The 12951-nt window shown below is 61.2% G+C and carries 12 protein-coding genes; 4 read left to right on the top strand and 8 right to left on the bottom strand.

Translation table 11 applies throughout. The annotated features are described in order from the left end of the window. The first annotated feature begins 23 nt into the window (after positions 1-23). The 4 genes from PSH91_RS04120 to PSH91_RS04105 all read left to right on the top strand — a co-directional run bounded on the left by PSH91_RS04120 (position 24) and on the right by PSH91_RS04105 (position 4322). Complete coding sequence (locus PSH91_RS04120; protein ID WP_047229874.1) at positions 24-1040, top strand: outer membrane protein assembly factor BamD; 1017 nt, start codon at positions 24-26, stop codon at positions 1038-1040. Positions 1041-1163: 123 nt separating this feature from the next. After that, positions 1164-1397 (top strand): PP0621 family protein, encoded by a 234-nt coding sequence (locus PSH91_RS04115; RefSeq protein ID WP_047229875.1) that lies wholly within the window; start codon positions 1164-1166, stop codon positions 1395-1397. Then, the gene (locus PSH91_RS04110) at positions 1387-2979 is read left to right on the top strand and encodes a nitrogen regulation protein NR(II) (RefSeq protein WP_139051188.1); all 1593 of its coding nucleotides are present in this window, start codon (positions 1387-1389) and stop codon (positions 2977-2979) included. Before PSH91_RS04115 ends, PSH91_RS04110 begins: the two co-directional genes overlap by 11 nt. Beyond that, positions 2976-4322 carry a sigma-54 dependent transcriptional regulator gene (locus tag PSH91_RS04105; RefSeq protein ID WP_076386371.1) on the top strand — a complete coding sequence of 449 codons (1347 nt, stop codon included), beginning with the start codon at positions 2976-2978 and terminating at the stop codon, positions 4320-4322. The genes PSH91_RS04110 and PSH91_RS04105 overlap by 4 nt, the downstream gene beginning before the upstream one ends. Before the next feature lie 96 nt (positions 4323-4418). Here the strand turns inward: PSH91_RS04105 and PSH91_RS04100 are convergent, their stop codons facing one another. The 8 genes from PSH91_RS04100 to PSH91_RS04065 form a co-directional block, all read right to left on the bottom strand. Then, the gene (locus PSH91_RS04100; protein WP_139051190.1) at positions 4419-4784 is read right to left on the bottom strand and encodes a DUF6124 family protein; all 366 of its coding nucleotides are present in this window, start codon (positions 4782-4784) and stop codon (positions 4419-4421) included. A 1333-nt stretch (positions 4785-6117) separates the two neighbouring features. Then, the gene (gene thiO, locus PSH91_RS04095; protein ID WP_047230179.1) at positions 6118-7218 is read right to left on the bottom strand and encodes a glycine oxidase ThiO; all 1101 of its coding nucleotides are present in this window, start codon (positions 7216-7218) and stop codon (positions 6118-6120) included. Positions 7219-7273: 55 nt separating this feature from the next. Then, entirely contained in the window at positions 7274-7675 is a 402-nt protein-coding gene (locus tag PSH91_RS04090; protein WP_076386375.1) for a type IV pilin protein, read from the bottom strand. 10 nt (positions 7676-7685) lie between these two features. After that, the gene (locus tag PSH91_RS04085; RefSeq protein ID WP_160893360.1) at positions 7686-10787 is read right to left on the bottom strand and encodes a pilus assembly protein; all 3102 of its coding nucleotides are present in this window, start codon (positions 10785-10787) and stop codon (positions 7686-7688) included. Beyond that, positions 10774-11253, bottom strand: coding sequence for a PilX N-terminal domain-containing pilus assembly protein (locus PSH91_RS04080; RefSeq protein WP_076386379.1), 480 nt, complete (start codon positions 11251-11253; stop codon positions 10774-10776). Before PSH91_RS04080 ends, PSH91_RS04085 begins: the two co-directional genes overlap by 14 nt. Positions 11254-11262: 9 nt before the next feature. Continuing rightward, positions 11263-11976, bottom strand: a complete 714-nt coding sequence (locus PSH91_RS04075) for a PilW family protein (RefSeq protein WP_160893358.1) — start codon at positions 11974-11976, stop codon at positions 11263-11265. After that, on the bottom strand, positions 11973-12434 hold the full coding sequence (pilV, locus tag PSH91_RS04070) for a type IV pilus modification protein PilV (RefSeq protein WP_047230174.1): 462 nt from the start codon (positions 12432-12434) through the stop codon (positions 11973-11975). The genes PSH91_RS04075 and pilV overlap by 4 nt, the downstream gene beginning before the upstream one ends. Beyond that, entirely contained in the window at positions 12431-12904 is a 474-nt protein-coding gene (locus tag PSH91_RS04065) for a GspH/FimT family protein (RefSeq protein WP_047230173.1), read from the bottom strand. The genes pilV and PSH91_RS04065 overlap by 4 nt, the downstream gene beginning before the upstream one ends. Positions 12905-12951 lie beyond the last annotated feature (47 nt).

Here is a 12951-nt window from a genome sequence, read left to right as displayed (position 1 = left end):
CCGTCATAGGGACGCAAGCCGCCATGCAAGTGAAACACCTGCTGCTGATCGCCATCCTCGCATTGACTGCTGCTTGCTCGTCGAAGGAAGTCGTAGACGAAAACCTGAGCGAAGTCGAACTGTACCAACAGGCGCAGACCGACCTGGACAACAACAGCTATACCAGCGCCACGGCCAAGCTCAAGGCCCTGGAGTCGCGGTATCCGTTTGGTCGCTATGCCGATCAGGCCCAGCTGGAGCTGATCTACGCCAACTACAAGAACGCCGAGCCGGAAGCTGCGAAATCCGCCGCCGAGCGCTTCATTCGTCTGCATCCGCAGCACCCGAACGTCGATTACGCTTACTACCTCAAGGGCCTGACCTCCTTCGACCAAGACGTCGGCCTGCTGGCGCGCTTCCTGCCGCTGGACATGACCAAGCGGGACCCGGGCGCCGCGCGCGACTCCTACAACGAGTTCGCCCAGCTGACCAGCCGTTTCCCCAACAGCCGTTATTCGCCGGACGCCAAGCAGCGCATGATCTACCTGCGCAACCTGCTGGCCGCCTACGAAATCCACGTGGCTGACTACTACCTGACCCGTCAGGCCTACGTCGCTGCCGCCAACCGTGGCCGCTACGTGGTGGAAAACTTCCAGGAAACCCCCTCGGTGGGCGACGGCCTGGCAGTGATGACCGAAGCCTACCAGCGCCTGCACCTGGACGACCTGGCCGCCACCAGCCTGGAAACCCTCAAGCTCAACTACCCGGATCACCCGTCCCTGGAGGATGGTCAGTTCACTCCACGAGTTGACGAGGCCGACAACCGTTCGTGGCTGAGCAAGGCGACCCTGGGCCTGATCGAATCCCGTCCACCTCTGCCGCCGGGCGAAACCCGCGCCAACCAGGACGTTCAGCGCCAGTTCCAGGATGCCAAGGAAGCCATTCCAAACGAGCTCAAGCCCAAGGACGAAAATGGCGACGTGCTCGAAGAAGAAGAGCCTGAGAGCGAATCCAGCGATCGCTCCTGGTTCAGCTACATGACCTTCGGCCTGTTCGACTGAGGCCAGGTGTCAGCAAAAGGGAGGCCCGCGGGTCTCCCTTTTTTGTGCCTGGATTTTATAGCGCTGTGCGCCGTTCCTGTCCTTGGCTAAACTGCCTGATCATTAGCCAAAAAGCCGCCCATCATGCTTCGTTTACTGTTCTGGATCGCCCTGATTGCCGCCGCGATATGGTTGTGGCGCAAGTTCAAGGGGACCTCTGCCGCGCCGAACTCCCCTCGGGAACAGGACGCACCACCCATGGTCCGTTGCGCCCATTGCGGCGTGCACCTGCCGCGAGATCGGGCACTGGCCCTCGAACAACAGTGGTATTGCAGCCAGGCTCACCTCGAGCAAGGCCCGGGCACTCGTGACCGCTGAGCAAGCCTCAAGCCCTCGCGTCAAACAGGCGCAGCGCCTGCTGCGTCTCTATCACCTGTACCGTCTAAGCATCGGCATCACCCTGGTGCTGCTGATCTCCAGCAACATGGACAACCGCCTGCTGGAGTTCGCCAACGACGATTTGCTGCGCAGCGGCAGCTGGTTGTATCTGGTGCTGAATATCCTGCTGGTGGTGTTTCTTGAAAATACCCGCCGCCCAGCCCGGCTGTTCGGCCTGGCTCTGACCGACGTGCTGTTGTTGTCGTGGCTGTTCTACGCTGCCGGCGGCGCCCCCAGCGCCATCGGCAACCTGCTCATCGTCTCGGTGGCCATCGGCAATACGTTGTTGCGAGGCCGAATTGGCCTGTTGATTGCAGCTGTCGCTACGCTGGGCATCGTCGGGTCGAGCTTCTTCCTTGACCTCAGCGATTCGAGCCGTCCCAGCAGTTATCTGCAGGCCGGTACCCTGGGGGCCTTGTGTTTTGCCGCCGCGCTGCTGGTGCAAGGCCTGACCCGACGCCTGGAAGCCAGTGAAATCCTCGCCGAACAACGGGCCAGCGAAGTAGTCGGTCTGGAAGCGCTCAACGCACTGATCCTGCAACGCATGCGCACCGGCATCCTGGTGCTCGATCGCCAGCGCCGGGTGCAATTGGCTAACGAAAGCGCATTGAACCTGTTGGGCATGCACGACCTGGTCGGCCAGCGGCTCGACGACTGCTCCGGCGCCCTGGTGGAGCGGCTACAGCTGTGGTTGAACAACCCCAGCCTGCGTCCGCAAAGCCTGACCATTAACGGCACCGGCCTGACCTTGCAACCGAGTTTCATTGCCCTGGGGCATCACGATCAGCATCAGATCCTGGTCTTCCTCGAAGACCTGGCCCAAGTGGCCCAACACGCCCAGCAGTTGAAACTCGCCTCCCTGGGGCGCCTCACCGCCGGTATCGCCCATGAAATCCGCAACCCGCTGGGAGCGATCAGCCATGCGGCGCAATTGCTGCGCGAGTCCGAGGAACTGAACAGCGCGGATCGGCGTCTGACGCAGATCATCCAGGATCACTCCCAACGAATGAACCGCGTCATTGAAAACGTCCTGCAACTGTCCCGCCGCCAGCAGACCACGCCGCAGCGCCTGGATCTGCGGATCTGGCTCGACCAGTTCGTCCGACAAGCCCGGGAAAACGCGGCTGGGCATCAGCACTTGCACCTGAGCATCGACCCGGGTGACTACCTCACGCTGATGGACCCCGATCAGTTGACCCAGGTGCTCGACAACCTGCTGCGCAACGCCTGGCGTCACAGCGCGATGGCCCATGAAGAGGCCGAGGTCTGGCTGAAGCTGTTCATCGACCCCCACAGCCAGCTGTCCACGCTGGACATTATCGACAACGGCCCCGGCGTGACACCGGACCAGCAAGCGCATTTGTTCGAACCTTTCTTCACCACCAGCAGCCAGGGCACCGGCCTTGGGCTCTATCTGTCCCGTGAGCTGTGCGAAAGCAACCAGGCCCGCCTAGACTTCAAACCACGCCAAGGCGGCGGCTGCTTTCGCATCACTTTTGCTCACGGACGGAAACAGATTTGACTACGCGCTCACGGCAACGAATCCTGATCGTCGATGACGAACCGGACATCCGCGAACTCCTGGACATTACCCTGGGCCGGATGAAACTCGACACCCGCAGCGCCGAGAACCTTGCCCAGGCCCGGGCCCTGCTGGCTGAAGACACCTTTGACCTGTGCCTGACCGACATGCGCCTGCCCGACGGCACTGGCCTGGAGCTGGTGCAACATATCCAGCAACGCTACCCGCAATTGCCCGTAGCAATGATCACCGCCTACGGGAGCCTGGAAACCGCCATCGACGCCCTCAAGGCCGGCGCCTTCGACTTTCTGACCAAACCGGTCGACCTGGGACGGCTGCGTGAGCTGGTCACCAGCGCATTACGCCTGCCGTCGGTCGCCATCCCGGCGGCGTCCATCGAGCGCTGTCTGCTGGGCGACTCCCCGCCGATGCACAACGTCCGCAAACAGATCGAAAAACTCGCTCGCAGTCAGGCGCCGGTCTACATCAGCGGGGAATCGGGTTGCGGCAAGGAACTGGTCGCCCGGTTGATCCATGAGCAAGGCCCGCGTTCCGCCCAGCGTTTTGTGCCGGTCAACTGTGGGGCGATTCCCACGGAGCTGATGGAAAGCGAGTTTTTCGGCCATCGAAAAGGCAGCTTCAGCGGCGCCATCGAAGACAAACCGGGGCTGTTCCAGGCCGCCCACGGCGGGACCTTGTTCCTTGACGAAGTGGCCGACCTGCCCCTGGCGATGCAAGTCAAATTGCTGCGCGCCATCCAGGAAAAAGCCGTGCGGGCCGTTGGCGGCCAGCAGGAAGAAGTGGTGGATGTACGAATTCTTTGCGCCACCCACAAGGACCTGGACGCCGAAGTCACCGCCGGGCGCTTTCGCCAGGATCTGTACTATCGACTCAACGTCATCGAACTGCGCGTCCCGCCGCTGCGCGAACGCCGCGAAGACATCGAATCGCTCGCCAATCACACCCTCCAGCGCCTGGCCGCCAACACCGGCAGCCCCGCGGTCAAGCTCCATCCCCAAGCCCTGGACGCCCTTCGAAACTACCGCTTTCCGGGCAACGTTCGGGAACTGGAAAACATGCTCGAACGCGCCTACACCCTTTGCGAGCACCAGTTGATCGAAGCCCACGACCTGCGCCTGGCCGAGGGCATCAGCACCACCGACGCAGGCAGCCCCGACCTGATGCGGGTCGATAACCTGGAAGACTATCTGGAGGACGTCGAACGCAAACTCATCCTCCAGGCTTTGGAGGAAACCCGCTGGAACCGCACGGCGGCGGCCCAGCGGTTGAAGTTGTCGTTTCGGTCGATGCGGTATCGGTTGAAGAAGTTGGGGTTGGATTGAGGCGCGGTCCTGAAGCCCCCTACTTAACCTGTGGCGAGGGAGCTTGCTCCCTCGCCACAGGTTCGGCGTTCGCCTTGGCTGATTTGCACCCCTTCTCTAGCCCTCCGGCACTGGTACCCGTTCGTCCAGAACACGATTGGCCAGTAATTCACTCAACTCAATCAACTGCTGTACCCCCAAGGCGATATGCCGTCGCGAGCCTTCAAGCTCGAAGGCCAGGTCGCTGACGGTTGCGTTGGCTGAGGCCAGGGTTTCGCTGAGGTTGGCGAGCAGGCATTCGGTGTCTATGCCGTCCACGACGGTGAATAGCTGGTTTGAGGCGGGTTTCTTTTTGGCTTCGGGCTTTGGGCCGAGGTAATAGTCGAGGGCGCGCTTGGCGGCTTCATCAAGCTGTTTTGGGTTAAGGCTGGAGTATGGGGACTCGTTATTGGTTTCTGAAGCGGATGGAGATTTGTCACACATTGCGGTACTCCAAAGGAAGGAATGGATTACCAAGTTTGCGGGCCGCGACGCCCGGTCGCTGAATTGGCAGCGACGGGAAAAGGTTAACGAGAGACCTTCCCACCCGGCAACCGCCAGAACTCGTCGGAAAATTCGGCTCGAATTAGGGGCCTTGTCCGACCATTCCCACAAATTCTGGTTGGCTGTGAAGGCGCTATTGTGAGTGTGTATATCCATTTCTGCGGTAACGGCTACTTAGGGTTCCGCCCTTACGGCGGCTCACTTTTGAACAGCGCAAAAGTAAGCAAAACGCTTCTGCCCCACCACTCGGCACCTCGCTTAGGCTCGGTGTGCCCTCACTCCGGCATTGCTCCGTGGACCCGCCGCGAAGGGCCATCCATGGCCCAGCGCGGCTATCCCGGCATCCATGCCGGGATGCCCACTCCACAATGCCTGCGTTCGGCCAGCGTGGTTAACGGGGCGCCGAGATCAACGTCCTCCGCGAGGCGGCCTGACAGCCGGCCTGGTTTTGGGCGAACGCGTTTCTCCTGTGGGAGCGAGCCTGCTCGCGATAGCGACACCTCGGTTGCATCGAGGGTGGATGGGCTGACATCGCGAGCAGGCTCGCTCCCACACTGGGATAGGGCTACGCCCGCAAGAGACAGGTCGGCTGTCAGACCGCTTTCGCGAGCAGGCTTTGCTCCCACAGGTCCGGCTCAACATGTCTGATGGGTGTACACCCGCAAAAAACAGGCCGACTGTCAGGCCGCCTCGCGAGCAAGCTTTGCTCCCACAGGTCCGGCTCACAGGTCTGATGGGTGTACACCCGCAAGAACAGGCCGGCTGTCAGGCCGCCTCGCGAGCAGGCTTTGCTCCCACAGGTCCGATGGGTGTACACCCGCAAAAAACAGGCCGGCTGTCAGGCCGCCTCGCTTTTGATTTTGATCTGGGGCGCCCCGTTAACCACGCTGGCCGAACGCAGGTATTGTGGAGTGGGCACCTCGGCATGGATGCCGAGGTAGCCGCGCTGGGCCATGGATGGCCCTTCGCGGCGGGCCCACGGAGCAATGCCGGAGTGAGGGCATGCCGAGCCTAGGCGAGGCACCGAGTGGTGGGGCAAGAGCGTTTTGGTTACTTTTGCGCTCTTCAAAAGTGACCCGCCGTAAGGGCGGAACCATAAGTAGCCGTTACCGCAGAAACGGATATATACCCAACCAACAAAACCCTGGCCGGCTGTCAGGCCGCCATCGCGAGCAGGCTCGCTCCCACAGTTGGATCCGGGTACAACCGTGAGAGACAGGCCGGCTGTCAGGCCGCCTCGTCACCAAGCTCACCCCCAAGCCAAAGCCGAACCCTACAACCGCCCCGCCGGCGCATACGGCGCAGGATCAATCACCGGCTCACGCCCCAACATCACATCAACAAACAACCGACACGACGCCGGAGCCAACACCAACCCATTGCGATAATGCCCACAGTTCAACCACAACCCGGAAAACCCCGGCACTTCACCAATATAGGGAATGCCCTCCGGCGATCCAGGCCGCAAGCCGGCCCAATGCCCGACCACCTCGGCGTCCGCCAGCGCAGGAATCAGCTGCTGCGCCGACGCCTTCAAACTATCGAGCGCAACATCGGTCGGGGTCTTGTCGAAGCCTTCGCGCTCCAGCGTACTGCCCACCAGAATATGCCCGTCGCGACGCGGAATCGCATAACGGCCCTTGGCCAGGACCATGCTCGATAGAAAATCCGACGCACATTTGTACAGAATCATCTGGCCCTTGACCGGCTCGACCGGCAACTTCAGCCCCAGAGTCTTGAGCAATTCACCGCTCCAGGCGCCCGCCGCCAGGACCACCTGATCGCCAAGGATCGGCCCCTCGGAGCTGTTAACCCCCACAATACGCCCACCGTCGCGGATGAACCCGCCGACCTCGCATTGCTCATGCAGCGTGACATTGGGTAGCGCCAGCAACGCAGCCTTGAGGGACTTCACCAACCGGGGATTGCGCACATTGGCCACATCGGCCATGTGGATCGCCCGGGAGAAACCCGCGCCCAGTACTGGCACCGCGTCATGGACAGCCGAGATTTCCACAGCCCGCAACGGGCGCCCTTCCCGCTCGGCCCAGGCCAGTGCTTCGGCCTGATCGTCCAGGTCCAGCCAATACAGACCGGTGACATGCACCTGCGGATCAACCCCCGTGGCCGCGAACAGACGCTGGGCCAGCTGTGGATAAAAGTCCTGCGACCAGTGGGCCAGTGCGGTGACCGCCGGGCTGTAGCGCCAGGGGTACAGCGGCGAAACAATACCGCCGCCGGCCCAGGACGATTCCTGGCCGACACTGGAGCGGTCCAGCAGCACCACGCGCTGCCCTTCGGACGCGAGATTGAACGCCGTCAGCAGGCCAATGACTCCGCCGCCGACAATCACCACTTGCTGTTGCCTGGTCATGTTCTATTTCAACTCACAAGACAAAGGGCGCAGGACAGCGCCCGAAAAAATAAACTCAGCGACCCCAGCAATCCTTGGCAGTCAGCCCGGCAGCAGCGTTGATGATGCTTCGCGCGCCCGTGTTGTTGATGGTGAAATCACCGCACTTGTCGGTGGCCATGGACGAGGCGCTGTTGCGCACGGCAGTCAGGGTGAAACTCTGATCCATGAGCGTCTGGGTAATGGTGTAGAAATCATTACCGCTGCTCAGCCCGGTCGCGTTGGTGTAGACATTGTTCTTGGAGTAATGGCGCTCAAGAATCTGCGCCTGCTCCGATAGCAGCCCGGCGATTTCGGCCCTTCGGCCCTTTTTCATGTATTCGGTCAGGCTCGGATAGCCGACGGTGATCACGATACCGATGATGGCGATCACGATCATGATTTCGATCAAGGTGAAACCCCGGTTGGATCTGCGCATACCTTATCTCTCATTGTATTTGCCGCCACATGATGCGGCGGCTGCCGCCGACGGATTTCCCCAGCAGGTCGGTGATACCGCCACCGGAGTCGTTCACGATCATGTTGGTGGCCCCGTTGGCACTGACGACAGCGCTCAAGGTCGGGATCCCGCCCGTGAAAATCACTCCGCTGGAGACCGTGTCGAGGCTGTTGAGCATGCCGTCACCGTTGGTGTCGAGCACCGCGTAGTTGAGCATCTTACCGTTGAACGCATCCACCTCGATCAGTTTGCCAGTACCAAAGCTGGCGCAGGGATCGGTGGTGTCCACCGCGGCCGTGGTGAAAACCACGCGCCCGAGCACCAGACTGGCCGGGTTGATCACCCGTTCCCCAGTCAATGCGTTGTTGTACACCAAGGGCAGATACCAGCCATTTTTTGCAGGATACGTCACGTCGGTCTGGCTGGTCGTCACGAATTGCCCGGTGCTGCCTGAGAACACCCCGGTGATCGACTGGGCTTGCAGGCTCGAAACCGGGATTTGTCCGGTACCGCCGACGGCGTCCCAGATCGAATAGAACCCCTGCAGATCCTTATTGAGCTTGTCCACCGCTTCGTTGAATTTGCCCGTGCCGAAAAAAACCTGGGTCCCGCCCTGAGGGTTTTCCGCCAGCAACGGCTGGACGGTGATGGGCTGGGTTGCACCACCGGGCGCGGTGAACAACGGCTGCCCGGCAAACGCAACGCCCCAGGCGGTGGGGGAAGTGCCGCTGAGGTCGAATTTCCACATCCGCCCTTTCAAGTCGCCACCGTACGCGGCCTGCACCACGTTCTGGGAATTGACCCGAAGCTTGACCGACGACAGGCCGTTACCCGTCTCGCTGTTATTGACCGTGATTTTCCTGATCAGCGAACCATCTCGGATATCCACCACGTACAGCGCCGCCACGCCGGTGTTGCTGCCATAGCCATTGGCGATGAACGCGGCCCAGCGACCATCGGCCAGGCGCGCGACTTCGGGACGCGCATAGGCGTAGCCCAGGTCATTGAAGGCGTTGGCCGTATTGGCGACGGTCGGTGCGCTGATTTCCCACAACGCCCGGAGCGCATTGCCTGCCGCTGCGTCGAACAATTGCACCGCATAGAACGCTTTGCCCCCGGCTCCGGTCCCGCCCAGGGCAACGGTCTTCCAGGCATTGCCCAATTGCGCATCGAATACGCCGATCTGCCCATCCACCAGGAACTTGTGACTCACGCCGTTGATGTAATTGGTGTCAGCGATGTCCCGCAACGAGGGCAGGACGCTCGAGGGCATATAAGCGTAACGCCGCGTGCCGTTTGCGCTGTTGATGACGCTGAAGAAACCATCGTTGGCATTCACCACGAGATTGGCGTTCATGTTCGCCGCCTTGGTTGCCAGGTAAGTGCTGTAGCTGGTGTCGTTCAGCAGGTCCGAGGCGGTCTGGTCGTTCGGCGAGGCCAGGAGCAGTGGCGAGTTGATAATGTCCCCCAGCAACGCGCTGCGCACCTTCAGCCCGGTTTTATTGACACCTTTGCTCCATTCCACCAGATCGCTGCCGGTGATCCCCGTGGGCAGGCCCTGGCTGAGGCTGGTTTGCTGGGCCGGTGAAAAGTTGCCGTAGGCCAAGGTTACCGGCGTGTTGGTCGCGGTGTTCCAGGACTGATAGGTCGGTGCCGTGGCACCCGGCACGATGCTGGTGTTGGTGGTCCATTGCACGGCCGCCGTATCGACCGTCCCCGCCGAGGTAAAACCGAATGCGCGGATGGTGCCTCGCCAGTCCTTGGGGTCATAGGTGGTCTGGTAATAGCTGGAGGTGGTGGACAACGTTGCACCGTTGGTGGTGCCGCCGCCCCCCGATCCGGCCTTGGAGGTGATGTCACTCAAGGCCGATGACAAGGCCGAGTTCAGGCCTTCGCTGTCGGACGCTGGATAATATTTACCCGCGCCGTAGCGAGCGGCGTCGGACAGCATCGTATTGGTGACGGCAAAACCCACGGTGTAGGTATTGAGGTACTGCCGGGGAAAATCCGTGGCATTCCAGCTCTGGCCAGTGACGTCGGTGCCGGTGGAACGCATGTCGATGTCGAAAGCGAACTTGGCGATATCGTCCAGATAAAGCGTATCGCCCTCAGCGTCACCGTTGCGGTCAGCACCATCGTTGGTACTGATGCCATCCCAGTTCGGCAGACGGGATCCGCCTAACGGATCGTTGGTGGGAAAGGTACGGTCGTAGGTGGGCAAGCCGTCGGTGATCACCACACCGAAATTCTTCTGGCACCGGTACTGGATCGGGCTGGTGTAGGTGCTGGGGCTATTGTTGTGGTACGGCGCCATGCCCCTGAAATAACGGGTGACCTCGTAATAGCTCTCGGCCAATGGCGTATTGGCGACCGCGCCCAGACCGTTGATGGCGTTGATCAGGGCACTGTAGTTGGCGTTGGCCTGGGTCTGGGTCACGCTGCCGCTGACGGGTGACAGATCGCTGACGACACGGGCGATGTAGCCCCCCGGGCCGGAGTTGCTGAAGTTGGGAGGATTGAAGGTGGCAAGCCCGATGCGCAAGGCACGGTTGTTGGCGACCAGGTCGTTGGAGACATCCCGTGCCACGTTGATTCGATAATCCCTGGGGATTGAGCCATTGGTGTAGTCCCGGTTCGAGCCGTTGGCCAGGGTTACCAGATACGCCAGGTACTTGGCGGTGTAGCGTGTATCGCCCCCACCCACCGGGTCTGGCAGCCGCAGACAGATCCGACCAAGGCCGGGCCGGTAGAAACCGTACCAGCCAGACGAGCAACCGCCCCGCAACAGGCTCATTAACAGAATGTTCGAGTCATCCAGATCCAGTTCATACCTATCGTTGCAATTGCTACTGGCGCTGCATGCATAAGTGCGCGTTTGCGTCACCGTCGGATCAAACCCCGACGCCCAAATGATGTTGTTCATACTCCCCGAGTCATCGATCAGCAGCATCACGTTGGGCGTGACTGCGGCGGCACTCAGCAACGGCGAATCCGAAGGCGTGAAAGCATAGGCCGGTGCAGCCAGGTACAGGCTGAGCAGCACACCCCACAACGCCTGCTTCCAATCGCGACGCACCTTAATATTTCGCATAGATGCTCTCCACGACGCTGCGCTGGTTATTTCCCACCACGGCCACCGCCGTGATCCGGTACAGCGTCGCCGACGTATTGATCGGCACGTTGACCGCCGTCAGCGTGGTGCCCAGATTCTGCACGCCATAGAACCCGCCAGGGACGGCGATCCAGGTCACCCCCGACGATGAATTGCGCCCGGCCGTCGTGAGGGTTGCCGATTCAGCCGGCGGCGCACACTGGGTCGCGGTGGTACACACCGGCAGGGAGTAGGCCTCGGCCTGTACCGCGCTTTCACCAACCCGCAGCGCTGCCTCGGCCAACTGGAAGGACTGGTTGCGTAGCATGACGCTACTGGTCATTTTTTCCTGAAGGGTGGCGCTCTGCATCGACGACAGGCCGATCAGCGTCAGGAGCAGCAGGAAAACCAGGCTGACCAGCAATGCCATACCGCGCTGGCGATGCTTGATGGGCGTTGAATTCATCAGTCGCCCTCACAGAAGCCGGTTGCGCAAAGCGGCAACCACGTTGAAGGTCTGCTCACGCACGTTGTTCTTCGGATCAAAGAGCGTGAGGGTCAGGCGCACGCTGCGGATCAGGGCCGGATTGCTCGGGTTGCGGCTGTAGCTCGATGCCGCGATGTCTGTCGCGCTGCTGGCCACCCCAAATGTCACATCGAATGCCCGGACGTTATCCACCAGCACCGCCTGGGTCGGGTTGCCAGCCCCGGTGCCCATCAACAACTGGTTATTGCTGAAACTGTAGACCAGCCGCCGTATCGGAAACGCCATTTGCCCGGCCGCCGGTATCCGCGCCCCGGTATAGGCGGTCGCCGTGTTGCGACAATCCGAGATCACGGTCCAGGTCGGCACGCCGCCGCTGTTGCCGACATCCGTCGTCACCAGGGTCAGCTTCAGATTGGCATTGTCCCAGCTGATCGGCGTGACCTTGCTGGCATTGAAATCCCCCGCCGAGGACGCGTCGAGGACGGTCTCCAGGCAACCGAACATGCCCACCATACGAAGCTCCTGGACCATCTTGCTCAGAGCGAACCGCGCATCCTCCTGCATCACCGCCGCCGCACCCTGGCTGACGTAGGTGTTTTTGGCGGCGATGAAAATCTGCACCACACCCAGCACGACAATCAGGCTGAGCACCAAAGCGATCATCAGCTCAATCAGGCCGAATCCCCGGCAATGCCTGTTCATGGCGTCGCCCCGGGTGGGTCGACGGCGACGCGACTGGTCAGCACGAAACTGCGTCGCGCCTCGGCGGCGTTGGTCGTGTTGGCGGCCCGGGCGTCATCCCAGGAGATGGTAATGGTGTAGACCCGCTGGTGCAGCGCAACAGTGCCGGTGGCCGTGGCGCCGCCGAAGCTGACGATGTTGGTCTTGAAATCGTAGAGATCCTGGTCCCGGGCTACGTTGAGATTGGGTGAACTGGGCGGCGTAACCGTGTAATCGGCGCCGGAGTTGGCACGAATGCGGTCGAGCATGTCGTAGGCGATGAAGCTGGCCTGGCTGGTCATGCGCGAGCTGTCGGTATATTTGAGGGCATTGAGCTGAACCATCGCCGCTCCCAGCAAGCCCACGCCAAGAATCAGCACCGCCACCAGCACCTCGATCAGTGTCATGCCATCCTGTGCCTGTTTACTGCAACCCTTCATCCGCAACTTCCACCCAATACGATTCGTCCATTGAGGCAAACACTCAGTGTCCTGCTCTGCGCCCCCCTTACATAATTGAAAGTCACCGGCGTGGCCGGTGCCGACAACCCGCCGAGGTTGTTGAAATCAATGCTGGTCACGTCTGAGGTTAGCGTCAGAGTCGCGCCGCTGCTCATCGCTGGAACAACCCGCAATACATTGGGCTCAGCGCCAGTACTGTCATACACCGTCAGCTCGCTGCTCCATACGCTGCCCTGGACCGTGGGGCGAATCCGTGTGGTGACACCACGGTCGATCGCCGTCATCCGGGCGAAGTTCAGTGCCCGGCGCAGGTCGTCAATATCGGTATCGGCCTTGGTGCCCTGCACCGAACCGGTAAGGGCCGGTACCGCCAGGGTGATCAGGAGCAGCAGCACGCCAAGGGCGACCAGCACCTCAATCAGCGTGAAACCTTTTGTACGAAGATCCATCGATGCCCTCCGTCGCCATTGGCTATACCTGCTTCTACACGCTAGAA

It is taken from the genome of Pseudomonas sp. FP1154 (genome assembly GCF_030687245.1).
GTDB classification, from domain to species: domain Bacteria; phylum Pseudomonadota; class Gammaproteobacteria; order Pseudomonadales; family Pseudomonadaceae; genus Aquipseudomonas; species Aquipseudomonas rhizophila.
The sequence above is the reverse complement of the archived record's forward strand: the minus strand, read 5'-3'. Positions and strand labels throughout refer to the sequence as shown.

Coding starts and splice junctions, on each gene's coding strand:
- PSH91_RS04090 (WP_076386375.1), bottom strand. CDS start 7,675: ATGCGCAGATCCAACCGGGGTTTCACCTTGATCGAAATCATGATCGTG.
- PSH91_RS04085 (WP_160893360.1), bottom strand. CDS start 10,787: ATGCGAAATATTAAGGTGCGTCGCGATTGGAAGCAGGCGTTGTGGGGT.
- thiO (WP_047230179.1), bottom strand. CDS start 7,218: ATGACCAGGCAACAGCAAGTGGTGATTGTCGGCGGCGGAGTCATTGGC.
- PSH91_RS04075 (WP_160893358.1), bottom strand. CDS start 11,976: ATGAACAGGCATTGCCGGGGATTCGGCCTGATTGAGCTGATGATCGCT.
- PSH91_RS04120 (WP_047229874.1), top strand. CDS start 24: ATGCAAGTGAAACACCTGCTGCTGATCGCCATCCTCGCATTGACTGCT.
- PSH91_RS04100 (WP_139051190.1), bottom strand. CDS start 4,784: ATGTGTGACAAATCTCCATCCGCTTCAGAAACCAATAACGAGTCCCCA.
- pilV (WP_047230174.1), bottom strand. CDS start 12,434: ATGAAGGGTTGCAGTAAACAGGCACAGGATGGCATGACACTGATCGAG.
- PSH91_RS04115 (WP_047229875.1), top strand. CDS start 1,164: ATGCTTCGTTTACTGTTCTGGATCGCCCTGATTGCCGCCGCGATATGG.
- PSH91_RS04065 (WP_047230173.1), bottom strand. CDS start 12,904: ATGGATCTTCGTACAAAAGGTTTCACGCTGATTGAGGTGCTGGTCGCC.
- PSH91_RS04080 (WP_076386379.1), bottom strand. CDS start 11,253: ATGAATTCAACGCCCATCAAGCATCGCCAGCGCGGTATGGCATTGCTG.